This window comes from Comamonas sp. HJ-2 (assembly GCF_053615495.1).
In genome coordinates this window covers 17896-41578 of the sequence record NZ_JBSIFD010000029.1, presented here as the reverse complement: position 1 = coordinate 41578, position 23683 = coordinate 17896, and the positions used below count along the sequence as shown (strand labels likewise).

General features: G+C 65.1%; 23 protein-coding genes. 16 read left to right on the top strand and 7 right to left on the bottom strand.

Going from position 1 to position 23683, the window contains the following annotated elements:
* The first annotated feature begins 5 nt into the window (after positions 1-5).
* The gene (gene hpnE, locus ACWGXF_RS20820; protein ID WP_452102445.1) at positions 6-1352 is read left to right on the top strand and encodes a hydroxysqualene dehydroxylase HpnE; all 1347 of its coding nucleotides are present in this window, start codon (positions 6-8) and stop codon (positions 1350-1352) included.
* A 150-nt stretch (positions 1353-1502) separates the two neighbouring features.
* A complete protein-coding gene (locus tag ACWGXF_RS20815; protein WP_427772724.1) occupies positions 1503-2525 on the top strand; it encodes a Bug family tripartite tricarboxylate transporter substrate binding protein in 1023 nt (340 codons plus the stop codon).
* A gap of 111 nt (positions 2526-2636) precedes the next feature.
* On the opposite strand, the gene ACWGXF_RS20810 is transcribed toward ACWGXF_RS20815, so the two are convergent.
* The 3 genes from ACWGXF_RS20810 to ACWGXF_RS20800 are packed head-to-tail and all read right to left on the bottom strand — an operon-like array spanning position 2637 to position 4540.
* Entirely contained in the window at positions 2637-2852 is a 216-nt protein-coding gene (locus ACWGXF_RS20810) for a DUF2788 domain-containing protein (RefSeq protein WP_003068886.1), read from the bottom strand.
* Positions 2853-2899: 47 nt separating this feature from the next.
* Positions 2900-3745 (bottom strand): DUF2189 domain-containing protein, encoded by an 846-nt coding sequence (locus ACWGXF_RS20805; protein WP_452102444.1) that lies wholly within the window; start codon positions 3743-3745, stop codon positions 2900-2902.
* Positions 3746-3790: 45 nt separating this feature from the next.
* Positions 3791-4540: an HAD family hydrolase gene (locus ACWGXF_RS20800; protein WP_452102443.1), complete on the bottom strand. Its 750-nt coding sequence runs from the start codon at positions 4538-4540 to the stop codon at positions 3791-3793.
* Positions 4541-4613: 73 nt separating this feature from the next.
* Here ACWGXF_RS20800 and hemH point away from each other — a divergent pair, with 73 nt between their 5' ends.
* From hemH to ACWGXF_RS20730, 14 genes are all read left to right on the top strand, one after another.
* The gene (gene hemH / locus ACWGXF_RS20795) at positions 4614-5711 is read left to right on the top strand and encodes a ferrochelatase (RefSeq protein WP_427772719.1); all 1098 of its coding nucleotides are present in this window, start codon (positions 4614-4616) and stop codon (positions 5709-5711) included.
* A gap of 45 nt (positions 5712-5756) precedes the next feature.
* Entirely contained in the window at positions 5757-6734 is a 978-nt protein-coding gene (locus ACWGXF_RS20790; protein ID WP_039050526.1) for a LysR family transcriptional regulator, read from the top strand.
* Between the two features lie 193 nt (positions 6735-6927).
* A complete protein-coding gene (locus ACWGXF_RS20785; RefSeq protein ID WP_452102442.1) occupies positions 6928-7881 on the top strand; it encodes an isopenicillin N synthase family dioxygenase in 954 nt (317 codons plus the stop codon).
* An 11-nt stretch (positions 7882-7892) separates the two neighbouring features.
* Positions 7893-8693, top strand: a complete 801-nt coding sequence (locus ACWGXF_RS20780) for an alpha/beta fold hydrolase (RefSeq protein ID WP_452102441.1) — start codon at positions 7893-7895, stop codon at positions 8691-8693.
* 40 nt (positions 8694-8733) lie between these two features.
* Positions 8734-9732, top strand: a complete 999-nt coding sequence (locus ACWGXF_RS20775) for an ABC transporter substrate-binding protein (protein WP_012837437.1) — start codon at positions 8734-8736, stop codon at positions 9730-9732.
* Positions 9733-9800: 68 nt separating this feature from the next.
* Positions 9801-10580 carry an ABC transporter ATP-binding protein gene (locus ACWGXF_RS20770; RefSeq protein ID WP_003078463.1) on the top strand — a complete coding sequence of 260 codons (780 nt, stop codon included), beginning with the start codon at positions 9801-9803 and terminating at the stop codon, positions 10578-10580.
* A 30-nt stretch (positions 10581-10610) separates the two neighbouring features.
* On the top strand, positions 10611-11372 hold the full coding sequence (locus tag ACWGXF_RS20765) for an ABC transporter permease (protein ID WP_034357975.1): 762 nt from the start codon (positions 10611-10613) through the stop codon (positions 11370-11372).
* 20 nt (positions 11373-11392) lie between these two features.
* Positions 11393-11905, top strand: a complete 513-nt coding sequence (locus ACWGXF_RS20760; protein WP_054075714.1) for a nucleoside deaminase — start codon at positions 11393-11395, stop codon at positions 11903-11905.
* 24 nt (positions 11906-11929) lie between these two features.
* Positions 11930-12727, top strand: coding sequence for an FAD binding domain-containing protein (locus tag ACWGXF_RS20755; RefSeq protein WP_054075713.1), 798 nt, complete (start codon positions 11930-11932; stop codon positions 12725-12727).
* 6 nt (positions 12728-12733) lie between these two features.
* Positions 12734-15016: a xanthine dehydrogenase family protein molybdopterin-binding subunit gene (locus ACWGXF_RS20750; protein WP_452102440.1), complete on the top strand. Its 2283-nt coding sequence runs from the start codon at positions 12734-12736 to the stop codon at positions 15014-15016.
* Positions 15013-15549, top strand: a complete 537-nt coding sequence (locus tag ACWGXF_RS20745; RefSeq protein ID WP_452102439.1) for a (2Fe-2S)-binding protein — start codon at positions 15013-15015, stop codon at positions 15547-15549. The genes ACWGXF_RS20750 and ACWGXF_RS20745 overlap by 4 nt, the downstream gene beginning before the upstream one ends.
* A gap of 215 nt (positions 15550-15764) precedes the next feature.
* Entirely contained in the window at positions 15765-16721 is a 957-nt protein-coding gene (locus ACWGXF_RS20740) for a sulfurtransferase (RefSeq protein WP_202789113.1), read from the top strand.
* 155 nt (positions 16722-16876) lie between these two features.
* Positions 16877-17974 (top strand): YeeE/YedE thiosulfate transporter family protein, encoded by a 1098-nt coding sequence (locus ACWGXF_RS20735; RefSeq protein WP_039050519.1) that lies wholly within the window; start codon positions 16877-16879, stop codon positions 17972-17974.
* Positions 17975-17987: 13 nt separating this feature from the next.
* Positions 17988-18161 carry a hypothetical protein gene (locus ACWGXF_RS20730; RefSeq protein ID WP_012837430.1) on the top strand — a complete coding sequence of 58 codons (174 nt, stop codon included), beginning with the start codon at positions 17988-17990 and terminating at the stop codon, positions 18159-18161.
* A gap of 61 nt (positions 18162-18222) precedes the next feature.
* Here the strand turns inward: ACWGXF_RS20730 and ACWGXF_RS20725 are convergent, their stop codons facing one another.
* From ACWGXF_RS20725 to ACWGXF_RS20710, 4 genes are all read right to left on the bottom strand, one after another.
* On the bottom strand, positions 18223-19173 hold the full coding sequence (locus tag ACWGXF_RS20725; protein WP_003068843.1) for a VTT domain-containing protein: 951 nt from the start codon (positions 19171-19173) through the stop codon (positions 18223-18225).
* Between the two features lie 83 nt (positions 19174-19256).
* On the bottom strand, positions 19257-20171 hold the full coding sequence (locus tag ACWGXF_RS20720) for an alpha/beta fold hydrolase (RefSeq protein ID WP_452102438.1): 915 nt from the start codon (positions 20169-20171) through the stop codon (positions 19257-19259).
* 92 nt (positions 20172-20263) lie between these two features.
* Entirely contained in the window at positions 20264-22411 is a 2148-nt protein-coding gene (locus ACWGXF_RS20715; RefSeq protein WP_452102437.1) for a D-(-)-3-hydroxybutyrate oligomer hydrolase, read from the bottom strand.
* Positions 22412-22468: 57 nt separating this feature from the next.
* Positions 22469-23539 (bottom strand): branched-chain amino acid ABC transporter permease, encoded by a 1071-nt coding sequence (locus ACWGXF_RS20710; protein WP_452102436.1) that lies wholly within the window; start codon positions 23537-23539, stop codon positions 22469-22471.
* Between the last annotated feature and the right edge of the window lie 144 nt (positions 23540-23683).

Genomic DNA, 23683 nt, shown 5'->3' with positions numbered 1-23683 from the left:
GCGCCATGCAAGTTGCCATCATCGGTGGCGGCTGGGCCGGCATGGCTGCCGCTGTAAAGCTCTCGCTAGACGGCCATCAGCCCACGGTTTTCGAGGCCGGCCGCCAGCTCGGTGGCCGGGCCCGCAATCTGGAACTGCCGGACGGCACCATCGCCGACAACGGCCAGCACATTCTGATTGGCGCTTATGCCGAATGCCTGCGGCTCATGCGCATCGTGGGTGCGACGCCGGAGCAAGCCCTGCTGCGCAGGCCACTGGCCATGCGCTACGCCGATGGCAACGGCCTGTCCTTCCCCGACCTGCCGGCGCCGCTGGACGCCTTGATCGGCATTGCCACAGCCAACGGCTGGTCGCTGCGCGAACGTGCCGCCCTGCTGGGCCGTGCCCTGCGCTGGCGCGTTCAGGGCTTTCGCTGCGCAGAGGCTGCAACCGTTGCCGATATCTGCAGCGGTCTGCCAATGCGCCTGCTCGACGAATTCATCGAGCCGCTGTGCGTTTCGGCCCTCAATCTGCCAGCCGCACAGGCCAGCGGCAGCATCTTCTTGCGCGTGCTGCATGATGCGCTGTTCGCGGGCACGGGCGGCTCGCACTTTCTGGTGCCACGCTGCGGCCTTGGCGATCTCTTTCCCATCCCGGCTGCGCAATGGCTGCAAGGCCGCGGCCATGCGGTGCATACGGCCAACCGCATTCAGGAGCTGAGCCCCCAGGGCCGGCAATGGCTGCTGCGCAGCTCCAACCCAACCATTGCCGCGGAGCTGGAGCAATCGCGCTTTGATGCCGTGCTGCTGGCCTGCCCACCTCAGGAAGCCGTCCGCCTGGCCCTGCTGGCGGCCGAAGACCAGCGCCTGCCCGCACGCGACGCGGTGGCTTACCAGCACTGGGCACAGACCGCGCAGGCGCTGGAGCACACGGCCATTGCCACGGTCTATGCGCGCACCAGCCATCGCCTTGCCGCCGGGCTGCCCTGGCTGGCACTGCAACCCGGCGAGCAGGCTCCAGCCCAGTTTGTTTTTGACCGCGGGCACCTACAGCCATCAGATGGCACCCAGCAAGGCCTGATGGCCTTTGTCGTCAGCGACTGCCGCACGGACCGCCAAGCCCTGGAGCAGCAGATGCTGGAACAAGCCCGTCAGCAACTGGGCTGGCAGGACATTCAAGCTGTGCTGACCGTGGTTGAAAAGCGCGCCACATTTGCCTGCCGACCCGGCGTGAAGCGCCCTGGCTTGGAGCTGGGCCATGGCCTCTGGGCTTGCGGCGACTATCTGAATGGGCCCTACCCGGCGACGCTGGAAGGCGCGGTGCGTTGCGGGATAACGGCAGCCGACGAACTGGTCCGGATGGACCAGGGCTGAGCAGCTCTAGAGCAAACCCTATCAGCACAATCCTGATGCCTGGATAGTCCTGCTGCACCAGGTTTGACAGCGATTTGACAGCCACAGTTGCAACCATGGCCGAAGAGGCAATCTCTCAGCCGCCAAAAGCCAAAAAGCAACGGAGACAACATGGCATCCACCTTCGACAAGTCCACTCGCGAAGTTCTGAGCATCTCGCGCCGCCATCTGCTGACCAGTGCAGGAGCCCTGGCCTGCAGCGGCCTGCTGCCCGGCATGGCCCGCGCTGCCGATGACGGCTGGCCCAGCCGTCCGATTCGCTTTGTCGTGCCTTTTGCGCCTGGCGGCAGCTCTGAAATCGTGGCCCGCTCCACCGCCGCAGAGCTGTCCAAGACCATAGGCCAGAACGTATTCGTGGACAACAAGCCCGGCGCCGCGGGCAATATCGCCATGCAGGAGGTGGCTCGCGCCGATGACCAGAGCACGGTCATCCTCGGCCATATCGGCACCCTGGCCGTCAACCCTTATATTTTCGACAAGCTGCCCTGGGACCCTAAAAAGGACTTTGTGCCCGTGAGCCTGCTGGCCAAGGTGCCCAGCCTCTATGTGGTGCACCCCGATCTGCCCGTCAAGAACATTGCCGATCTGGTGGCCTATGCCAAGAAGAACCCCGGCAAGCTCAGCTATGGCTCGGCCGGCAACGGCAGCGCGGGGCATCTGGCATTCGAATACCTGAAAATGACGGCCGACATCTTCATGCTCCACGTGCCCTACCGCGGCACCGGCCCCATGATGACCGACCTGCTCTCGGGCCGCCTTGATGCTGCCTCGGTCGGCGCCGCCGCGCTGCTGCCCTTCATCAAGGCCGGCAAGGTGCGCTGCATCGCTACCGGCTCGACCAGGCGCCTGCCGCAATTGCCCGATGTGCCCACGGTGGCCGAACAGGGCTTTTCGGGCTTCGAGATGACCCAGTGGTACGGCATGCTGGCCCCTTCCAGCCTGCCTCGCGCCCATGTAGAGAAGCTGGCTGCAGAGTGCGCCAAGGCCGTCAAGGCGCCCGATGCACTCAAGCGCTTGCAGGGCGACGCGGCCGAGCCCATTGGCAGCACGCCAGAGCAGTTTGCCCAGTTCATCGCCACCGAGCAGAACCGCTGGCAAAAAGTGCTCAAACGCGCACAGGTGAAACCGGGTTAATCCACTGAGACACCGCTTCTTCCCCCTTCTTTACGGAAGGGGGCTAGGTTCTCGCTGCGGGGCGGACCTTGCTCGAGTAGTGAGCCGGTCAGCGCCGCCCCATGTATCGGCTCAGCGGCTCTCTATCCACCATTGGATGATGATCTTGGCGAGATAGCCTACAAAGCCCACACCCAGGCCCAGAAAGATCACAAAGGTGCCGAACTTGCCTGCCTTGGATTGACGCGCCAGCTGCAGGATGATGAACACCATGAACAAGATGAAGGCGCCCACGCCCCAGGTCAGGAAAAAGTGGGCAAGCTGTTCTTCCGTATATCCGAATATCACGACAACCAGGTCCTTACAGCCTTTGCCAGGCCCTGGTCGCGCAGCGCTCAGACGGCAGACACTATCGCGTCATCCCTGGCCGGGAATGCAGAGGCATCCACCAGGTCTCGATAGGCGTGCCAGCTGGCATGGCCCAGCAGGGGCATCACAACCACCAGCCCCAGCAGATAGCTGCCAAGGCCCAGCAAAGTCAACATCACAATCAGCGCCGCCCACAAGGCCATAGGGCCAGGGTTGGCCAGCACCACGGACCAACTGGTCAACACGGCCTGGCGCACGGTCACTCGCCTGTCCAGCATCAGCGGCATGGCCACCACGCTGGACGCAAAAATCGGAGCAGCCAGAAAGCTGCCCAAAGCCATCCATTGCACAAATAGCTGACCATCCCTGGCCAGCACCACATGCGCAATGAAATCCTGCAGGGTCTGCACGCGCACGGGCGACATCACGGTGATCAGCGATGCCGAAATCAGCACCCAGCCCGTGGCGGCCAGCGCCAGCAAGGCGCCGAACCGAACCATGCACCAGTACCCTCCCCGGCCCGTGGCATGGCAGCTCTGCCACTGCGTCCAGGTGCGACGGATCAGACCCCAGTCTGCCACCTCACCGCGCTCCATGGCCCGGCTGACGGCATAGAGGCTGGTGGCCACCAGAGGCCCCACCACCAGAAAGCCCGACAAGGCCCCTGCCATCAACCAGAAGCGATTGTGCCCCAGGGTCAGGATTGCTGCACCGATCAGGATCAAGGCAAGACCATGCGCCAGACTGATTAACGGAGCGTTAGAAATGTCCTGCAAGGCTCTGGACAACCACACTAGAGGCCGGCTCCAGGCAATGGTTCGCACAGGTGCCAGTGGAGGCGTGTGAAGACAGGCAGACAGGCAGGTAGGCATAGGCGGTCCTTGTTCGCTGACCCGCAAAGCTCCCGCTCGTCCCGGTCAACGATCTGCCAGCCCCTGACACAACTGCCAAAGGCTGGCGACTGTGACGTGGGGTTCAGCTCCCACGCAAGGCCATGCTACCTGCCCGCGGTTGAGCCAGACTGCGTGCATACCCGCATCCATGGCGCCTCGGGCATCCAGCTCCGCATCGTCGCCGATGTGCAGCACATGCTCGGGGGCCACGCCAGCCGCATCGGCCGCGGCCTGGAAAAACCGCGTCTCGGGCTTGGCCATGCCGGCTCCGCTGGCAGACAGCGAGGCATGGAAGTGCTCGCCTATCCCCACCACATGCACATTCGCATTGCCATTGGACAGGGCCACCACCGGCCAGCGCTGCGAGAGAAACTGCAGCGCCGGCAAGGCGTCGTCAAACAGTTCGACCCGCTGGCGAGCGGCAAAGAACTCGTCAAAGGCCGGTTCGGCCAGGGCAGGATCGTCACCGGCACGGCTCAGCGCCAGCCGGATGGACTCGCGGCGCAGGCCGCTGAGGTCGGCTTTCAGATCCGGGCGCAAGGCCACGATTTCATGGCGCAGGGCGCGCACCTTGTCTGTATCGCCCAGGTGCTCGGCAGTAGCGGGAGCATGCTGCGCGAGCCACTGCAGCAAAACAGCCTCTGCCTTGGCAATCGTGGGCCAGATGGGCCAGAGCGTGTCGTCTAGATCCAGGCTGATGGCACGAATCCGGCCGCTGTGGCGCAGGCGCTGAAGGGTTTCAATGGCTGGGGCGGTGGTGTCTTGGGGTTGCATGTCCCGAAGAATAGCTCCCCGGCCAATGCCGCAGAGCGGCTGCGCCTATCCGATTAGCTGACACAATTGCGCCATGCCATCACGCTTTGCGCCCGAACCCCGCTTCCGTCACGATCAATCCGCACGCACCGGCATCCTGCTGTGCAATCTGGGCACGCCGGCCGCGCCCACGGCCGCCGCAGTGCGCCCGTATCTGGCGGAGTTTCTCGGTGACGATCGTGTGGTCGAGATTCCCAAGCTCGCCTGGTGGCCGATTCTGCACGGCATCATCCTGCGCACCCGTCCGGCCAAGTCGGCCGCCAAGTACGCCACCGTCTGGCATGAAAAAGACGGCTCCCCGCTGCTGCACTGGACCACACGCCAGGCCACCTTGCTGCGCGGCTGGCTGGGCGAGCGGGGCCACAATGTGCTGGTGCTGCCAGCCATGCGCTACGGCACGCCGTCCATTGCGGCCCAGTTGGATGCGCTCAAGAAAGACGGCGCAACGCGCATCCTGATCCTGCCGCTGTACCCCCAGTATTCGGGCACGACCACGGCCAGCGTGTTCGACGCCGTCTACGACTGGGCCAGGACCCAGCGCCATATTCCCGAGCTGCGTTTCGTCAACCGCTACCACGACGATGCCGGCTATATCGAAGCGCTGGCACAGCGCATAGAAGCCCATTGGCGCGGCCATGGTCGCGGGGACAAGCTGGTCATGAGCTTTCATGGTGTGCCTGAGCGCACTCTGCACCTGGGCGACCCCTATCACTGCGAATCGCACAAGACGGCACGCCTGCTGGCCGAGCGACTCAAGCTCGGCAACGAGCAGTATCTGGTGACCTTCCAATCGCGTTTTGGCAAGGCCAAATGGCTGGAACCCTATACCGAGCCTTCGCTGATTGCCATGGCCCAGGCTGGCACTCGGCGCGTCGACGTGGTCTGCCCCGGCTTTACCAGCGACTGCCTGGAGACGCTGGAGGAAATCAAGCAGGAAGCGCGCGAGGCCTTTTTGCATGCGGGCGGCCAGCAGTTCGAGTACATAGACTGCCTCAACGACAGTGCGCCCTGGATCACCGCCCTCAGCGATATTGCCCAGCAGCATATGCAAGGCTGGCCCACCGGGCGCGAGGACGATGTCGATCTCAAGGCCCGCGCCCAGCACGCCAAGGCGGCCGGCGCGCCGCAGTAGGCGGCCATCCAGCGAACTGGCACGGCATATGCTGCCTCCGGCAGCATGCATATTCACGCCCGCTCCATTCGCTATTTCGACATGATCCGCCGTTGCGGCTCCATACGCGAAGCCGCACGCCATCTGCATGTGGCCTCGTCGGCGGTCAACCGCCAGTTGCTGCAGCTCGAGGACGAAATCGGCAGCCCGCTGTTCGAGCGCCTGAGCTCGGGCCTGCGGCTCACGGCCGCCGGCGAAGTTTTTTCGCGCCATGTGATCACGGTGCTGCAGGACGAGCACCGCCTCAGCACCGAGCTGGAGCTGCTGCGTGGCGTGCGCCGCGGCTCGGTCAGCGTGGCCGCCGTGGAAGGCCTGAACGCCGACCTGATGCCGGCCGTGCTCACGCAGATGCACAGGCGCTACCCCACGATTCAGATTCATGTGCGCACCTGCGGCTCCCAGCAGGCGGCACAGGCGGTGATTCAGGGCGATGCGGACGTTGGCATAGGCTTTTCCGTCAAGCGCCACGACAATCTGCGCCAATGCACCATGGGCCGCTTTGCGCTGGGTGCCATCGTGCCGCCCAAGCACCCGATTGCCCAGCTGGAGCGCGTGGACTTTGCGCAATGCGCGGCCTTTCCGCTGATTCTGCCAACGCCCGAACTCTCCATGCACGACTTGCTGCAGCCCTTGCTGGCGCACCACAAGCGTGCATTGCAGGTGTTGCTGGAAACCTCGTCCATCGAGCTGGCCAAGAGTCTTGCCGAACGCGGCGTGGGCATTTTCTTCCAGAGCAGGCTGGGACTGGAGCGCGAGCTGCGCGAAGGCAGGCTGGTCCATGTGCCGCTGGATACGCCCACCACGCTGTACTCCGAACTCGGCGTCTATGTGCGTGCAGGACGCACGCTGCCATCGGCACTCGACGCCTTCAACCGCATCGCGGCCGATGCCATAGAAAGCCGCGAGGACGAGGAAAGCGTCGCCCTGCGTGAATGGGTGGCCCGCACGCAGACCGCCACTGCAGCGGCTTGCGCCAGAAGCTGAACCCGCCCCCGGCCTGTGCCTGCACCGGCATTGTGCGCATCGCTTTTTGCGAATGCACCAATGCCGTGCAGCGCTTTACCCATCAGCGACTGGCGCTCACATTTTTAGATCACCCTGCAGCAAAAGCTGCGCTATCCAGCACGGGCTGCGCTTTCTAAACTGACTCCAGTTCTTCAGTTTCTGGACGCCATTTGTGAGCATCTCTGCCCTCCCCCTCATCGACATCAGCGGCCTGCGCAGCCATGACCCTGTGGATCAGCATCTGGTGGCCGAGCAACTGCGCCAGGCTTGCGAACAGCGCGGCTTCTTCTATATCACCGGCCATGGCATAGACCCGGCGCTGATCAGCAGCCTGTTTGCCGCCAGCCAGCGCTTCTTCGACCTGCCCATGACCGAAAAGCTGGCCGTGGACAAAAAGCTCTCCCGCTGCAATCGCGGCTATGAGCCGCTGCGTGCCCAGACGCTGGAGAGCGGCGCACCGCCCGATCTCAAGGAAAGCTTTTACGCCGGCGCCGAGGTCGCGGCCAACGATGCGCGCGTGCTGGCCGGCCGCTTCAATACCGGCCCCAACCAATGGCCCGAAACCCTGCCCGACTTCCGCGCCGTGATGCAGAACTATTACCAGGCCGCCTACGGCCTGGGCGCGACCATTGTGCGCGGCCTGGCCTTGTCGCTGGGCGTGCCGGTCAGCCACTTCGACGGCTATCTCAAGGAGGCCGCCGCGACCCTGCGCCTGCTGCATTACCCGCCCCAGCCCGCCAACCCCGAACCCGGCGAGAAAGGCTGCGGCGAGCACACGGACTTCGGCGGCGTGACCTTGCTGCTGCAGGACGAGGCCGGCGGCCTGCAGGTCTGGGACAAGGACCTTGGCAGCTGGATCGACGCGCCCCCCGTGCCCGGCGCCTTCGTCGTCAACATCGGCGATCTGTTCGCGCGCTGGACCAACGACCGCTATGTCTCCACCTTGCACCGGGTCATCAACGTCTCGGGTCGCGAACGCTATTCCGTGCCCTTTTTCTTCACGGGCAACCCGCTGCACAAGGTGGAATGCATTCCCACCTGCCTGGACGAGGGCGAGCAGCCCAGATACCCGACCGTGACGGTGGAACAGCACCAGATCGAATGCTATCGCCGCACCTACGGTTGACGGAGGCCACGATGACAAGCTCACGCAATATGGTGCTGATCCACGGGGCCTGGCAAGGCAGCTGGGCTTTTGCGGCCTGGACGCCGCTGCTGCAGGCCCGGGGCTGGAAGGTGCTTGCCGTCAATCTGCCGGGCAACGATGCCGCCGCCGAAGACGACAGCTGCGCCAACCTCGACGGCTACACCGCCCATGTGCTGCGCGTGCTGGAGTCGTTGGACGGCCCTGCCGTGGTGGTCGGTCACAGCGGTGGCGGCATGACGGCATCTCAGGTCGCCCAGACCGCCCCCGAGCGGGTCAGCGCCCTGGTCTACCTGGCCGGAATGATGCTGCCCAGCGGCATGAGCTATGGCGATGTGATCGCACAATGCCGCGCCGCCGATCCGGGCTTTGACTACCAGGGCATAGGCCCGCATCTGGCCTGGAACGAGCAGCGCAATGCCAGCAGCGTGCCGCTGGAAGCCGCCATGGATTTGTTCCTGCATGACTGCCCTCCAACCGCAGCGCTCAAGGCGGCCAGCCGTCTCTGCGTCCAGCCCGAAGCGGGCCGGACCATGGTGAACCGGCTCAGCGCCGAGCGTTTTGGCCGGGTGCCACGTATCTATGTGGAATGTCGCCAGGACCGCTCCGTGACGCTGCCGCTGCAGCAACGCATGCAGCAGCTCACGCCGGGCGCCAGGCGCATCAGCCTCGATTGCGGCCATGTGCCCCAGCTGGCCTGCCCTCAGGCCCTGAGCGACGCCTTGCTGCCGGCTTTAGATGAAATCCAATCGAAACCTTTTATGAGCTTACGCATTCCGCTCATCAATGTATAGCAAACAATTGCCCCGAACTCGCATTCTTCAGGAGTTATTCATGACGCGTCCCACCACCCACTTCAAACGCTGCGCCCTTTTCGCCATGCTCGTCGCCTGTGGCGCAGCGGCCCAGGCGGCCGACAAGCTCACGGTACAACTCGACTGGCTGCCCGGGGGCGACAAGTCCTTTGTCTATGCCGGCGTGCAGCAGGGCTTTTTCAAGGACGAAGGCCTGGACGTGAAGATTGTTCCCGGCCGAGGTTCGGCCGATGCCGTCACCAAGGTGGCCTCGGGCTCTGCCGATGTGGGTTTTGGCGGCATCTCGGCGCTGATGATGGCCGCTGCCGAAGGCAGGATTCCCGTCAAGGCCGTGATGTCGCTGTATTCCAAACAGCCCGATGCGCTGTTCACGCGCGCCGACAGCAAGATCAGGAACCTGAAGGACATGGAAGGCAAGACGGTGGCCATGCCCACCTTCTCCTCGTCGAATGCGCTGTGGCCCATCGTGCTGCAGAAGAACGGCGTGGACGCCAGCAAGATCAAGGTCATCAAGTCGGACCCGGCCACGCTGGCTCCCATGCTGGCTCAGGGCCGCGTGGACGCGACCATCAACTGGGTGACCGTGGCTCCGGCCTTCGGCGCCGTGCTCAAGCAGGCCAGCAGGGAACTGTCGGTCCTGCCCTGGACGCAGTTCGGTCTGGACGGCTATGGCTGGTCCGTCATGGCCAGCGACAAGACCATCAAGGAACGCCCCGAGGTGCTCAAGCGCTATGTGCGGGCACTGGGCAAGTCGCTGGAGTTCTCCATCCAGAACCCGCAAAAGGCGGCCGAGTCGCTGAAGGCCCTGGTGCCCGAAGCCGACACTGCCGTGGTCAAGGCCGAATTTGAAGCCTCCATCCCGCTGCTCAGGAACGAGATCAGCCAGCGCGACGGCCTGGGCAAATTCGAGCCCCGGCTGCTGGCTGCCACCTGGGGCTGGGTGGCCCAGTCCATGAGTTACGACCTCAAGAAGGTCGACCCGGAAACGCTGGTGGATCGCCGCTTTCTGAGCCAGTAAATCCCATGCGAGGGCGGAGCAGCACCGCCCTCTCGCTCCCGCCCTTGTTCTTTCCTTGATCGCCTGCCATGCAATACGTAATCGATCTGAACGCGGTCACCCAGACCTTTGTCTCCAGCGATGGCAGCCCTGTCACGGCCCTGCAGGGCGTGGACCTCCATCTACGCCGCCACGAATTCGTCTCGCTGATCGGCCCCTCGGGCTGCGGCAAGTCCACCATACTGCGCCTGATTGCGGGCCTGATCCGCCCCAGCAGCGGCGAGGTACGTATCTTCGATCTGCCCGTGACCGAACCACGCGACGAGATCGGCATGGTGTTCCAGAAGCCCACGCTGCTGCCATGGCTCTCGGTGCTGGACAACATCACCTTCCCCATGCGCCACAAATACGGCCATGTGGAAATGAAGGAAGAGGCCCGCGCCCAGCAGCTGCTGGAGATGATCGGCCTCAGGGACTTCGGCCACAAGCGGCCCCACGAACTCTCGGGCGGCATGCAGCAGCGCGTCGCGATTGCACGCTCCTTGCTGCATGACCCGGACATCTTGCTGATGGACGAGCCCTTTTCGGCGCTGGACGCACTCACACGCGACGAAATGAGCCTGGAGCTGCTGCGTATCTGGAACGAGCGCCCCAAGACCGTGGTCTTTGTGACCCACTCCATCCAGGAGGCCTTGCTGCTGTCCGACCGCATCGTGGTCATGAGCGCCCGCCCGGGCCGTGTGGCCGACATCATCGATGTGCCGCTGGCACGCCCGCGCAGCATGGCCACCCTGGCCGATCCCGTGTTCACCGAAATGGCCAACGAGATTCGTCTCCAGGTCTTCAGCAAACACCCCGCACACGCCTGAAGATCCTCCCGCAGCCCCAAGAGGCCCCCTATGTCTGCCCTCATACAACGCCATGCTTCGCTGCTGGTCTTCCTCGCCGTCCTGCTGTTCTGGGAGTGCGCCTGCCGCCTGGCGCATATCCCCGAGTACATTTTTCCTGCTCCCAGCCAGATCTGGCTGGCTGCTGCCGAGATGGGGCTGCAGCGCTGGCTGGAGCATGTCACGGCCACCTTGCAGGTCGCGCTCATAGGCTATGCGCTGGCGATCGCGCTGGCCATCCCACTGGCCATTGCCATCACGCGCTCGCAGCTGCTGTCGAAAATCATCATGCCCTGGCTGGTGGTGATCCAGTCCACCCCCATCGTGGCCGTCGCCCCCATCATCGTCGTCACTCTGGGCGCCGGCCTGCTGCCCCGCGTGGTCATCACCACGCTGATTGCCTTTTTCCCGCTGGTGGTTTCCACGGCCCTGGGCCTGGCTTCGGTGCCGGCAGAGCTGGTGGAGCTGTCGCGCTCGCTGCGCGCCACCACCAGCCGCCAGTACTGGCAGATTCGCATGCCGTTTGCCGTGCCCTATGTGTTTTCGGCCCTCAAGGTCTCCATCACGCTGGCCATTGTGGGCGCCGTGGTCGCCGAGTTCGTGGCTGCGGAAAAAGGCCTGGGCTATCTGATTCTGTTTGCCACCTCCTCCTTCAAGGTACCCGTGGCCTTTGCCGCACTGGCACTGCTGGTGCTGTGCAGCCTGCTGCTCTATGGTGGCGTGCAGCAGTTGCACAAGCGCCTCTTTCCCTGGAGCCAGAGCACTCCCGCCTGATCAACACAAGGACCGCCACCATGACAGACCAGAACTTCCCCCCGCAGGGCCTGACGCCCTCTGCCGAACAAATCCAGCGCAATCTGCGTCGCGCCCAGGCGGTGGCCCAGCGCGCCACGCAAATGGGCCACCACCCCTTCGGCGCCGTCCTGGTGGGCCCCGATCAGGAGACCGTGCTCATGGAGCAGTGCAATATCGACACCGTCAATCACGCGGAATCGACCCTAGCGCGCATGGCGGCCACCAATTACACGGCCGAGTTTCTCTGGAGCTGCACGCTCTACACCAATGTGGAGCCCTGCTGCATGTGCGCCGGTACGGCCTACTGGGCCAATATCGGTCGCATCGTGTTCGGCATGACCGAGCATCGCCTGCTGGAATGCACAGGCAGCCATGGCGAGAACCCGACCATGAGCGTCTCGTCGCGCTATGTCTTCGACCATTGCCAGAAGGCCGTAGAGCTGATCGGCCCGATACCCGAGATGGAGGCCGAGATCGCCGCCCAGCAGCAAGCCTTCTGGGCGCAGCGCTGAGGACCACGCCAGCAGGAGGCTGCCATGCTGCTCACCCACCCCTCGTCACCCCAGGCCGCGCAGGCCCTGGCCCGCAAGCTCGGCAATGCCGCCTGCTTCATCGCCGGGGGCACGCTGCTGCAGCAGTCATGGGCAGAGCCTCGCCTGGCGCCGTCGGCCACGCATTTCATCAATGTGATGCACTGGCCCGAGATGCAGCAGATCAGCCTCGGCCCGCAGTATTTGCATATCGGTGCAGGCATGCGGCTGGAAGCCGTCCGCTGTCACCCCTGGGTACAGCAGCACGCGCCCGTGCTCGTCCAGGCCCTGGCTCAGCTCGGAGCCATGGGGATACGCCGTCTGGGAACCCTGGGCGGCAATATAGGCTGGGGCGAAGGCGACTGCTGCCCGGTATTGCTGGCCATGGATGCACAGGTCGAATTGACGGACGGCAACCTGCAGTCGCTGGCGCAGACATTGAAGCTCATGGACCGGCCTCTGATGCTGTCGTTCCTGCTGCCACGCAGCGATGTGATGGAGCCCCGGCCACTGGTGTTCGAGAAGGTCGGCTACCGCGCGGCATTCTCCCCCGCGCGCCTGCGCATGGCCTTGCGCTGGAGCGATGCACAACAGCTGCTGAGCGTGGACCGAATCGCCGTGGCGGCCCCCGGCATAGGCGTGCACCGTCTGCAAGCCACGGAAAAGCTGCTGAGCTATGCGCAGGAGCTGCAGATCCGTCCCTCCCTCGGCGATGTACGCACCACCTGCGAGCAAAGCCTGCCTCCCGATCTGGCCCGGATTGCCAGCCGCCTGATTGCCGGACATTGCGGGCTGCTGGCCTGAACCGTCATGGAATTCCTCACCTCTCATCACATCCGCGAGCTGGGCCTGGAGACTTTGCCGGTCCGGCCCGATGCCAGGGCCAAGCTCGGCGGCAACCCGGGCTTTCTGACCGACCGCATTCGACCGGGCCAGCTGCGCGCAGCGATTCTCGGCAGCCCCCACCCCCATGCGCGCATTCTGAGCATCGACACCAGCGCCGCCCAAGCCCTGCCAGGCGTCCATGCCGTGGTGACCCATGCCGATATTCCCGGCATCAAGCACTATGGCTTGCGCAAGGTGGACCGGCCCGTGCTCTGCATCGACAAGGTGCGCCATGTGGGCGACCCGGTCGCCGCCGTTGCGGCCGTGGACATGGAGACGGCGCGCCAGGCTCTGGCGCTCATCCGGGTTGACTACGAACCCCTGCCCCCGGTCTGCGACCCGGTCGCTGCCCTTGACGACACGGTGGCCTCCAAGCAGCCAGTACATCAGGGCGGCAATCTGCTGCATGCCGCCAGCCACCGCCAGGGCGATATATCTGCGGCCCGGACAAGCACAGTGCACCGGGTGCAGGACAGCTATGTGACGCCGCGCCAGATGCATGCCTTTCTCGAGACCGAAGGCGGTGTCGCCGAGCCCGATGGCGCGGGCGGCCTGCAGCTGTTCTTCGGCGGCCACAATCCCGCGCGGGACAAGCAGGTCATCGCCGACATGCTGGGCCTGCCTCACGACAGAGTGCATGCCGTGGGCACACCCGTGGGCGGCTCCTATGGCGGCAAGGACGAGCTGACGATTCAGCCGATTGCGGCCCTGCTGGCCTGGAAGGCGCAGCGCCCCGTACGGCTGCATCTGACACGCCCGCAATCGGTGGATCTGGGTGTCAAGCGACATCCCATGCAGATCGAAATGCAGACCGGCTGCGATGCACAGGGGCTGCTTACCTACCACCAGGTGCAGATAGTGGCCGACACCGGGGCCTATGCCACGCACGGCCCCGAGGTGCTGGATGCCGCGCTCGAGCATGCCCCCGGCCCCTACCGGTATCAGGCGCTGGACCTCGGCGCCAGGCTGGCTTATACAAACAACGGCATCGCGGGTGCGTTTCGCGGCTTCGGCGCCGTGCAGGTGCAATTTGCACTCGAGCAGCAGATGGACAGACTGGCTGCGCTGGTCGGCATGACAGCTGACGCGTTTCGCGCCCTCAATCTCGCCGCTCCCGAAGCGCCCGGCCCGCTGGGCCAGCATGTCGTACCGTTTGACGGTGCCCAGCGCGCACTCAATGTCGCCCGCCAGCAGGCGCTGTGGCGCGGGCCGCATCGCTGGGCCAGCGCGGACGGCCGCCATCTACACGGCGTGGGCCTCACGCTGATCCACCGCAGCGACGGCTTTGGCAAGGGTGGCCCCAGTGACTGCCGCATGGAGCTGGCCCTGGCCGCCGACGGTGCGATCGAGCTGCGCTGCGGCTTTACCGAGCTGGGACAGAACCTGGTCGGAGCCATACAGAGCCTGGGCGCGCAGCATCTGGGCTGTGCTGCCGATGCCATCCGGCCGGTGCTGGGCGATACCCGGCTGACGCCCGACTCGGGCCCAGTGGCCGCTTCGCGCGCCACCACGCTGGTATGGCGCGCCTTGCAGGAGGCGGCCCGGCCCTGGCAGCAAGCCTTGCTCCTGGCCGCAGCAAGACTGCTGCCCGATATCCCTCTGCGCTGCGGCGCACGGGGCCTGGAAAGCGCTGCGGGCCTGTGCCTGAACTACGCCGATCTGGCAAGGGCATCGGGCGAACAAGCGCCCTGTATCTCCCTAGACCTGCGCGCAGAGGACCCGGAGGGCAACGCGCATGACACCCACTTCGTCTTCGGAGCCTGCGCCGCCATTGCCCAGGTACGCGTCGACACCTGGAGCGGCATGGTCCAGGTGCAGCGGCTGGTGATGTGCACGGCGCTGGGCCCAGTGGCGTCGGCTCAGGGCTATCTCGGCCAGATGGAGGGCGGCGCCCTCATGGGCCTGGCCATGGGCACCCAGGAGGAGCTGACTTGCCTGGACGGCCACTACCAGGCGCGCAATCTCGACGGCTACCTGATCCCCACGCTGGCCGATGCCCCTGACATGCAGGTGCTGGCGATCGAGAACCTTCCCGAGGGCGATCCCATAGGCCCGCGCGGAGCCGGCGAGATCAGCGTCAACCTGGCCCTGCCCGCAGTCGCCAATGCACTGGCCACCGCACTGCTGCACCCCATCACGCAACTGCCCATGACCCCGGAGCGCGTGATCGCGCTGTTGGAGGCGGGCGCGGAGTCCTCCACACCATGACGACGACCCAGATCCCGGAGCATGGCGGCAAGCCACCCGCAGCCAGCGCAAAGGAGGCCCCGACTTTGGTGCTGCAGCTGAATCTGAACGGCCAGCTGGTCAGCGCCAGTTGCAGCCCCGATACCCGGCTGCTGACCTTGCTGCGCGAGCACTGGCACCTCACCGGGGCCAAGCCCGGCTGCGAAGTGGGACGCTGCGGCGCCTGCATGGTCTGGCTCAACGGCGAGCCCGTGAATGCCTGCCTGCTGATGGCCTATCAGATCCAGGGCCAGACCGTGCGCACCATCGAGTCCGTGGCACAGGACAGCGCCAGCGAACCCGTGCGTGAGGCGCTGGCGCGCTGCGGCGGCGTGCAATGCGGCTATTGCAGCTCCGGCATGGTCATGAGCATGAGCTGGCTGCACCAGCAGCAGCCCCGCCCCACGGCTGCCGAGGCCGAGGCTCAGATGTGCGGAAACCTTTGTCGCTGTACGGGCTATGGCGGCATCCGGCGGGCCGTGCAGGAGCTGTTTCCGGCCGGGCAAAGCGCATGATTATTCAAAATTAATAGCTGCAATCGCTTACCTACAAAGAGACTCAACCACTTTTAGCTATCATCATCAGAAGTCACACCGTTTGCTCTCCGGTTCATGACCCCAGGCAATAAGCAGACAAGTTTTTCTTGGTTGGCCCTGTCGCGGCAAGGCCGGACAATAGAGGCTCTGGGCATAGCCATGCCCCTGACGAATCGGCTTTGCCGACTCCTGCCATGAAAAACTCTCTGACAAGCTATGCGCTGGTTCTGGGCTTGGGCCTGAGCACCAGCGCCTGGGCGCTCGCAGCCCAACCCCTGCTCAACCCCGAGCAACTGCAGCCACTGCTGCAGCAGGCCGATGTCCGCCTCATCGATATCCGCGACCCCAAAGCCTTCGAGGCCGGCCATATCGCCCAGGCTGCCAACGCCCCCTACGGCAAATGGCGCGGCCCCGCCACCAATCCCGGCGAGCTGCCCGACCAGGCCAAGCTGGTGGCACTGGTGCAGTCCCTGGGCCTGACGCCAGCCACGCATGCCATCGTGATCTCCAGCGGAGCCGATGCCACGGACTTCGGCGCCGCGGCCCGCGTCTACTGGACGCTCAAAAGCCTGGGTCTCCAGGAGCTGTCCATCGTCAACGGCGGCATGAAGGCCTGGGAAAGCGCAGGCAAGCCCCTGGCCAAGACCCGCACGCAGATCGCACCCAGCAGCTACGCACCGACCTTTGACGCCAGTTGGCTGGCCACCCAGCAGGACGTGGGCAGGCATCTCGACCTGTCCAACGCGGCTCTGGTGGACTCGCGCCCCGACGCCTTCTATCTGGGCAAGACCCGTGCGCCCGCCGCCAAGCTCTCGGGCACCCTGCCCGGCGCCCAGCAGCTGGATTTCAACCAGTGGTTTGTGCCAGGTACTTCGCAGTTCGTGGATACCGCCAAGGCCAGGGAGATCGCCGCCAAGGTCCAGCGCCCGCAAGGCCAGGACATGGTGGCCTTCTGCAACACCGGTCACTGGGCGGCCACCGACTGGTTCGGCCTCTCCGAAATGGCCGGCCTGCCCAATGTGAAGCTGTATGCGGGCTCCATGGTGGACTGGACGCAATCCAAGGACGCGCCGCGCATGGCCAACCAGCCAGGCCGCGCCCAGTCATTGGCCTATGACGCCCAAAAATGGTGGGAAAAAACATTCAAGTAAGCCCCTGAGTCGCTTCGCGCCTTCCCCAAGCCGGGCGCCCCCAAGGGGACAACAACTTCGCTGCAGGGCGGCCTTTGCTCGTTGTCTCTGATCTGGGTGCATGCCCTTTGCGGAAAGTGCGTCGCAGTCCTTACCCATCAATTCCATAAAAACACATGAAACGACTTCCCATAACGGCCTTGCTGGCCGTTTTCTTTGGCTGGCTGCTGTGGTCGGTCTCGGTGCGTCAAGCGGCGCTGTTCGCTGTGGGCATAGGCCTTGGCGCAGTGCTGGCCGGCAAGCGCTTTGGTTTCACCACGGGCTGGCGCATGCTGGTCGAGGAAAAGGACGGCAGCGGCATCTTTGGCCAGTTGCTGCTGCTGGCGCTGGCTGCAGCCCTGGCCATGCCTTTGCTGGGCCATTTCCCCGAGCTGACGGCAGCTCTCGGCCCCCCCAGCATCAGCCTGCTGGTAGGAGCCTTTGTCTTCGGCCTGTGCATGCAGATCGCCGACGGTTGCGGTAGCGGCACGCTGTACAAAGCCGGCATGGGCATTCCCATGAACACGGCCATACTGCCCCTGTTTGCGATCGGCAGCTTTCTGGGCAGCCTGCACCTGGGCTGGTGGCTGGACCTGGGCAATACGGCACCCGTGGGTCTGGTCACGCAATGGGGCTGGGCTCCAGCGCTGATCGCCACGCTGGTCGCACTGGCCGTGATAGCGGCAGGCGTGGCCCTGTATGTGAAAAAGGCCAATGCCGCCCTGAACCGCCCGGCCAAGCCGCTGCTGGTGCGCAAATGGCTGGTCGGCGCCGTGCTGCTGGCCATCCTGGCCACGCTCAATCTGATCATTGCGGGCCAGCCCTGGGGCGTGGTCTACGGCTTTGGTCTGTGGGCCGCCAAGATCGTCAACGCCACGGGCGCCGTCGATCTGGCCAGCAACTGGTTCTGGAGCCAGCCCGGCAATGCGGCGCGCCTGCACGAAACCGTGCTGCTGGACGTGACCAGCATCACCAATATCGGCATTCTGGGCGGCGCACTGTGGATTGCCGCCGGCAAGCCCGCGGCTGCCAAGGCACTGACAGGCGCGCAATGGGTCGTGGCCCTGGTGGCGGGACTGGTGCTCGGCTATAGCTCGCGCCTGGCTTTCGGCTGCAATGTGGGCGCCATGCTCTCGGGCATCTCCACCGGCTCCATCCACGGCTGGATCTGGGTGCCGCTGGCATTTGCAGGCACCATCTTCGGCCTGCGCATCCGCCGCCATTTCGGCTTCTGAGCAAGGAACAACCATGACCTCACCAAGCACCTTGCGCACCGTATTCTGGGCTCTGCTGCTCGTCTTTCTGGCCTGGGACTTTCATACATCGCCGGCCATCGACCTGCGCTTTGAAGCGCCGCTGATCGCAGCCGGCTCCGGCCAGGCTGCACAGGGCGGACATTGCTCCATGCCTGCCGGAAAATAAGCGCCACAGTCCCTGCTCCGACGCCCTGCCCTACGGTCAGGGCGTTTTCTTTGGCGCCTGCTCAGGCCCGGGGCTTTTCCAGCTCGAAGCCCGCTGCCTCCCAGGCCGTCAGGCCACCGGACAATGGCCGGACGTTGTGAAATCCCGCACGCTGCAATTGCCGGGCCACGCGCGCGGCGGAGATCTCGTCGGGACAGTCGCAGTACACAACCAGGCCATGCTCATGCCGCTCGCGCGGCAGCAAATGTTCGTAGGCCGCCTTGCCCTTGCCCTGATGCTCCAGCCAGGAGCTGGCTCCGGGAATATGACCCTGACCGAAGAGCAGGGGTTCGCGCACATCGATCACCGTCGGCGTGATGCCCTGGGCGTTGAGCCCCGCCAGTTCCTCGACCGACATGCGCGGCATCTTCAGCGAACGCACGACGCGCTGCCTCTGCCACCATTTGCGCGCCACGAAGACCGCGAACGCCACGCACAGCAGCAGCAGCCCCCATTTGCCCAGCGCCGTCAGCACATCGAGCAGATCCTGCACCGTGGAGCTGAACAGCGAGCCCAGAAACACCGCCGAGCCCACCCAGATCAGGGCCCCCAGCGTATCGAACAACACAAAGGTGCGCAGCGGCGTGCCCACCACACCGGCCAACGCACTGGCAATGGAGGCAAAGCCCGGCACGAACTTGGCCACCAGCAGGGACTTGGCCCCCCAACGCCCATAAACCGACTCGGTCTGGCGTATGCAGGCATCGGGCGAGAGCGAAATGCGGCAGATACGTCCCAGCACCCTGTGCCCATAGGCCCTGCCAGCGTGGTACCAGAGCACATCGGCTATCAGCGCTGCGGCCACTGCAATCACGGTGAGCCAGCCCAGACGTGCCAGGCTGCCCCCCTCCAGCGCTCCGGTCACCACCAGCACCGGATAGGCAGGGATGGGCGCGCCCAGCTGCTCTATCAGCACATTGAGAAAGACAATGCCGAAGCCGTATTCCCGAATCAGATCCACGACAAAACCCATGACCCACGCTCCTTACCCCGACCAGGGTTAGCCACCGATGCTAGCGAGACGCGAACATCCCCGGGCCTGCGAGGTTTTGCGCGTCAAGCCTGGTGCAGATGGGACAGAACGGCCTCGAAATGCGCGCTCACATTGAGCGCCGGCGCATGGCCGCAGTCCGGCACTTCCAGCCAGGTCAGCAGACCTCGGGCACCGGGGCCACGCTGCTGCATCTGCTCGGCCACCGGCTTGAGCACCAGATCGGACTCCTCGCCGCGCAGCAACAGCACGGGCAGTTGCAGCGCGTCATAGTGATCCCAGAGCAGATAGTCGTTGTCATGCTCGGTGAACTGCTCGATCATGCGCGGATCGTAATGCGGGGTGACGCGGCCGTCATCGCAACGACGCGTGCTGGTCTCGGTCAGCTTGCGCCACTCGAAATCGCTGAGCCAGCCATAGGGCTTGTAGGCCGCGCGGAAAAAACCTTCCAGCTCGGCGACGGTGTCGAACACCGGCGGCCGGCCCGCGTAGCTCTTGATGCGGGCCAGCGCAGCCTCGGCCAGTTCGGGCGCATTGTCGTTGAGCGTGAGCGTGAGAATGCGCTGCCTGAGATCCGGCTCGAACAGGCCGGATGCACAGACCGTGCCTATCGCTCCGCCCATGCTGGTGCCCACCCAGTGCACCTGCTGCAGCTCCAGCGCATCCATCAGCTCGCGTGCCAGCCGGGCATAGAAGCGCAGCTGATACTCCTCGCGCGGGTTGCGGCTCCATTGGCTCAGGCCGCGGCCCAGCGTATCCGGGCAGATGACGCGATAGCCTTGCACTGCAAGAAACTGCGCCAGTGCATCCATGTCGCGCCCCGTGCGTGCCAGGCCATGCCAGGCGATCACCGTAGCCTTGGTCGGGCCTTGCGGCTTCCAGTCAAGGTAATGAATCTCGTAGCCAGCGCAGTTCGCATAGCAGGATGCCGGCACGATGGCCGCAGAAGCGCAGTGGTTGGGCATGGCAGGTTTCAGCATCAAAAAGGCCTCCAGCGCATATGTGATAAGCGCTATCAGCTATCAACTTCGGTAGTCAGCCGGCAGCCGTAGCCACCGGCCGGTCATGCGTATCAGTCCGGCACGCGGATGGCTCCGGCACTGACCTCTATCCTGTCGGCCGCTGCCGGCGTGCCGGCAATCAGCGGCAGATTGGCTGGCTGTATGGCCGGTGCCTGGCCCGGGTTGCCACCACGCGGCACGGTGCGCACCACCTGGCTCGGGGGCAGCGCCTTGCCGTTGGCAAGGTGGTCATACATGGCATCGAGCGCGCGGTTCAGATAGACATGCAGCGGGATGTAACGCGTGTCGTACCCCGGCAGCACGGTGGGCAGGCCGATGAAGCTGTCGAAGTGCTGGGCATTCGTGACCTCCACATAGCTGAGCTTGCTGGCAGCGCCTTCCACTTTCCGGTTGAGCGCCACATAGGGCCGCGTCGTGTGGTTCACGGGCAGCAGCGCATCCGCGCGGCCATGGACGATGATGGCCGGCTTGCCCTGCAGATTGCCGTTGCGCCTTGTCTCGTCGACACCGGCCTGCAGCGCCCTGGCGGCGCCATCATTGCCCGTGACGAGATTGCGCAGGCATAGCGCACCCGGCGTGTTCCAGTCGGCCAGGCCCGAGTTCACCGAGACGGAGAGGAAGTCGCGCGCGGCACCGAACTTGCCCTTGTTGTTGATGAGCTGCACGCCGCTCGATGGCGGCACGCCGTTGCCCGTGGAGAACATGCTGGCCAGCGCCTCTGGGGCCAGCGGCGTCACTGCGCCCGCAGCCGTCGCACCGGCATAGCTGTAGCCGCAGAGGTTGTCCTTCACGCTGGCGCGCGAGAGCGAGTTGGCAAAAGTGACCGACACGGCGGGCGCCACCTCAAAGGCGGCCAGCGAGGCGTGCAGCTCGCTGGACTCCGGCTCCCAGCCATAGTCGCGCAGCTTCTGCAAAGCTTCCTCGGCCTGGGCCGCCGTGGTCGTGGCATTCAGCAAGCCGGCAGTCCTGAGTGCCGCGCAGCGGTTGGGCGCAATCGGCAGAGCCGTGCTGGCAAACCCCGCAGCAAACGCAGCCGCATAGGGAGATCCGCTGACCGATGCCGCCAGCGAGGCGCAGGATTGATAGAGGTTGGCATAGCTCGTGAAGTCCACCAGCGTCTTGCCCACCACAGGCAGTGCCGTGCCGCCGCGCTGCACGGTCACGCCGGGGCTGGCAGGCAACTCCACCGCAGGCTCGGACACGGCCACGCCGTTGATCAGCCCCTGCGAGTCCTGCTCGGCGGCGGCAATCGCCGCGCCGCCGCCGTTGGAGATGCTGGACGCGATGACGATGGTGTTGCTCGGCTTGAGCGTCCGCAGGCGTTCGCCCAGAATATTGCGCTCCCCATGGCGCTCGTTGAGCACGTAGTAGGCGAACTCCACGGCCTGCAGCGTGGTGCGGCCCCAGTCCTTCTCGGGGTTCTGGCCCGAGTGCGCATGCTTGAAGGCAAAGCGGTTGGGCGTGGCAGTGTTGAAGGCGGCCAGTTCGCCAGCCGTGAGCCCCGCATTGAATGCAGCCTGCTTGCCCGCTGCGGCAGCCGTGCTGCGCGTGCCGTCGATCAGCGGCACGGTGTCGTTCATGAGGTCATATGGCGCGGCGCCCGTGCCCTTGTCGGAATAAGCCACCGCGCAGCCGCGCTTGAGCCCCCATTCGCCCGTGGTGATGGCGCCGTACACGCCGCGCGAGCCCGAAGCCGTGGCGGTGATGATGCAGGCCTTCCTGGGATCGAAGCTGTCCGGCACCTGCACCATGAGCGTGACGTTCTTGCGGCCCGTGCCGTCGTCCGAGAACGCGATGTACTCGGTGCCGGCAATCCTGCCTTCGCCGGCCGTCACCCGGCCCTGCGCATCCACATTGGGGCCGTAGAGCGTGCCGTAGCCGCCCGCTGCCGTCATGTCCAGCATGGCGCGGTAATTGGTGTAGATGGCCAGGCGGCGCAGCTCGGCCGCCGTGGGTTGGAGCGCGCTGGCAAAGCCCGGCGCCGTGGCCACGGCCAGGCCGCTCTTGCCCAGGCCCGCGGTCAGCAGGTCATCGCTGCTGCCGTCATAGCTCTGCTGCCGCACCGTGCCCAGGTAACCGGGTTTGGCATTGAGCTCGCCTCCATCGCCGCCCCCGCAGGCGGTCAGCACGGCAGCCGCCAGCACCGCAAGGGCGCCAAGGGAAAGAGGCGGCAAGGCAATCGCATAGGTCTTCTGCATGGGCTTTGTCTCCTGTCGTAGTGAAAGCAGTCAGAGAAGGGATGCCAGTAAAAGATGTCAGGGCTTGCGCGCCGCAGCCGCGCGCAGCCTCCCCACGACACCCGTGGGGAAGTAATAGACCGAAAGCACGAACAGCAGGCCCAGCCACAGCAGCCAGCGGTCGGGCGACAGCAGTGCGGCCAGCCAAGGCAGACCGGCACTGGCCTCGCTGGCCATGCGCAGCAGATCCTGCAGATAGCTCTGGGCGATCAGGAACACCACCGCGCCTATCACCGCGCCGTAGATGGTGCCCATGCCGCCGATCACCACGATGAGCAGGCAGTCCATCATGATTTCGAACGAGAGCGAGGTATCGGGCCCGTTGTAGCGCAACCAGACAGCCAGCATGGCACCCGCCACGCAGGCAAACAGGGCCGATAGCACGCTGGAGGTGGTGCGGTAGACCACCACGCGGTAGCCAATGGCTTCGGCACGGAATTCGTTCTCGCGGATAGCTTGCAGCACGCGGCCGAACGGCGAATTGACGATGCGCAGCAGCATCAGCACCAGGGCCACGGCCACGGCAAACAGCAGGTAGTAGCTGAGGATCTTGCCGTCGATGGTCACGCCGAAGATATCGTTCTCGAAAGGCTCGAAGCTGGGTGACAGCCATTCGGGCATCTTGAAGGTCAGGCCGTCCTCGCCCCCGGTCCAGTCCGACAGCTGAGATGCCAGAGTCTGGAAGGCCGCCGCCACGGCCAGCGTGATCATGGCGAAGAAGATGGCCCGCACGCGCAACGAAAACAGGCCTATGGCCAGCGACAGCAGCAGCGAGACCACGAGCGCACCGCCCAGCCCCGCGGCCAGCGCGCCCCAGCCCGCGCCCAGGCGCGTGGAGGCAATGGCCACGCCATAGGCGCCTATGCCGAAAAACATGGTGTGGGCAAAGCTCACGATGCCGGTATAGCCGAGCAGCAGGTCGAAGCTGGCCACCAGCACCACGAAGATCAGCACCTTGGCCGCCACATTGAGCGCCTTGACGCCGGGGAAGAGAAACGGCGCCAGGGCCAGGCCCGCGAAGATGGCCAGCAGCAACACGGCCAGCACGCGGCTGCGCGGCAGGTCGCCGGAGAGCAAACGGTTGAGCATCAGACTAGCCTTTCAAACTTTCATGGCGCCACGTATGCAGCCGGCATGCACCAAGCCAGTTGCCACCGAGCAAGGGCCTGGGCCGGCCGCGCCGCCCCGCAGCGAGGGTGGCGTCCCCCTTCCAGGGGGGAAGGCGCGAAGCGA

Coding starts and splice junctions, on each gene's coding strand:
- ACWGXF_RS20760 (WP_054075714.1), top strand. CDS start 11,393: ATGACAGACCAGAACTTCCCCCCGCAGGGCCTGACGCCCTCTGCCGAA.
- ACWGXF_RS20790 (WP_039050526.1), top strand. CDS start 5,757: ATGCATATTCACGCCCGCTCCATTCGCTATTTCGACATGATCCGCCGT.
- ACWGXF_RS20745 (WP_452102439.1), top strand. CDS start 15,013: ATGACGACGACCCAGATCCCGGAGCATGGCGGCAAGCCACCCGCAGCC.
- ACWGXF_RS20750 (WP_452102440.1), top strand. CDS start 12,734: ATGGAATTCCTCACCTCTCATCACATCCGCGAGCTGGGCCTGGAGACT.
- ACWGXF_RS20770 (WP_003078463.1), top strand. CDS start 9,801: ATGCAATACGTAATCGATCTGAACGCGGTCACCCAGACCTTTGTCTCC.
- hpnE (WP_452102445.1), top strand. CDS start 6: ATGCAAGTTGCCATCATCGGTGGCGGCTGGGCCGGCATGGCTGCCGCT.
- ACWGXF_RS20780 (WP_452102441.1), top strand. CDS start 7,893: ATGACAAGCTCACGCAATATGGTGCTGATCCACGGGGCCTGGCAAGGC.
- hemH (WP_427772719.1), top strand. CDS start 4,614: ATGCCATCACGCTTTGCGCCCGAACCCCGCTTCCGTCACGATCAATCC.
- ACWGXF_RS20720 (WP_452102438.1), bottom strand. CDS start 20,171: ATGCTGAAACCTGCCATGCCCAACCACTGCGCTTCTGCGGCCATCGTG.
- ACWGXF_RS20815 (WP_427772724.1), top strand. CDS start 1,503: ATGGCATCCACCTTCGACAAGTCCACTCGCGAAGTTCTGAGCATCTCG.
- ACWGXF_RS20805 (WP_452102444.1), bottom strand. CDS start 3,745: ATGCCTACCTGCCTGTCTGCCTGTCTTCACACGCCTCCACTGGCACCT.
- ACWGXF_RS20730 (WP_012837430.1), top strand. CDS start 17,988: ATGACCTCACCAAGCACCTTGCGCACCGTATTCTGGGCTCTGCTGCTC.
- ACWGXF_RS20765 (WP_034357975.1), top strand. CDS start 10,611: ATGTCTGCCCTCATACAACGCCATGCTTCGCTGCTGGTCTTCCTCGCC.
- ACWGXF_RS20740 (WP_202789113.1), top strand. CDS start 15,765: ATGAAAAACTCTCTGACAAGCTATGCGCTGGTTCTGGGCTTGGGCCTG.
- ACWGXF_RS20775 (WP_012837437.1), top strand. CDS start 8,734: ATGACGCGTCCCACCACCCACTTCAAACGCTGCGCCCTTTTCGCCATG.
- ACWGXF_RS20725 (WP_003068843.1), bottom strand. CDS start 19,173: ATGGGTTTTGTCGTGGATCTGATTCGGGAATACGGCTTCGGCATTGTC.
- ACWGXF_RS20735 (WP_039050519.1), top strand. CDS start 16,877: ATGAAACGACTTCCCATAACGGCCTTGCTGGCCGTTTTCTTTGGCTGG.
- ACWGXF_RS20710 (WP_452102436.1), bottom strand. CDS start 23,539: ATGCTCAACCGTTTGCTCTCCGGCGACCTGCCGCGCAGCCGCGTGCTG.
- ACWGXF_RS20715 (WP_452102437.1), bottom strand. CDS start 22,411: ATGCAGAAGACCTATGCGATTGCCTTGCCGCCTCTTTCCCTTGGCGCC.
- ACWGXF_RS20755 (WP_054075713.1), top strand. CDS start 11,930: ATGCTGCTCACCCACCCCTCGTCACCCCAGGCCGCGCAGGCCCTGGCC.
- ACWGXF_RS20800 (WP_452102443.1), bottom strand. CDS start 4,540: ATGCAACCCCAAGACACCACCGCCCCAGCCATTGAAACCCTTCAGCGC.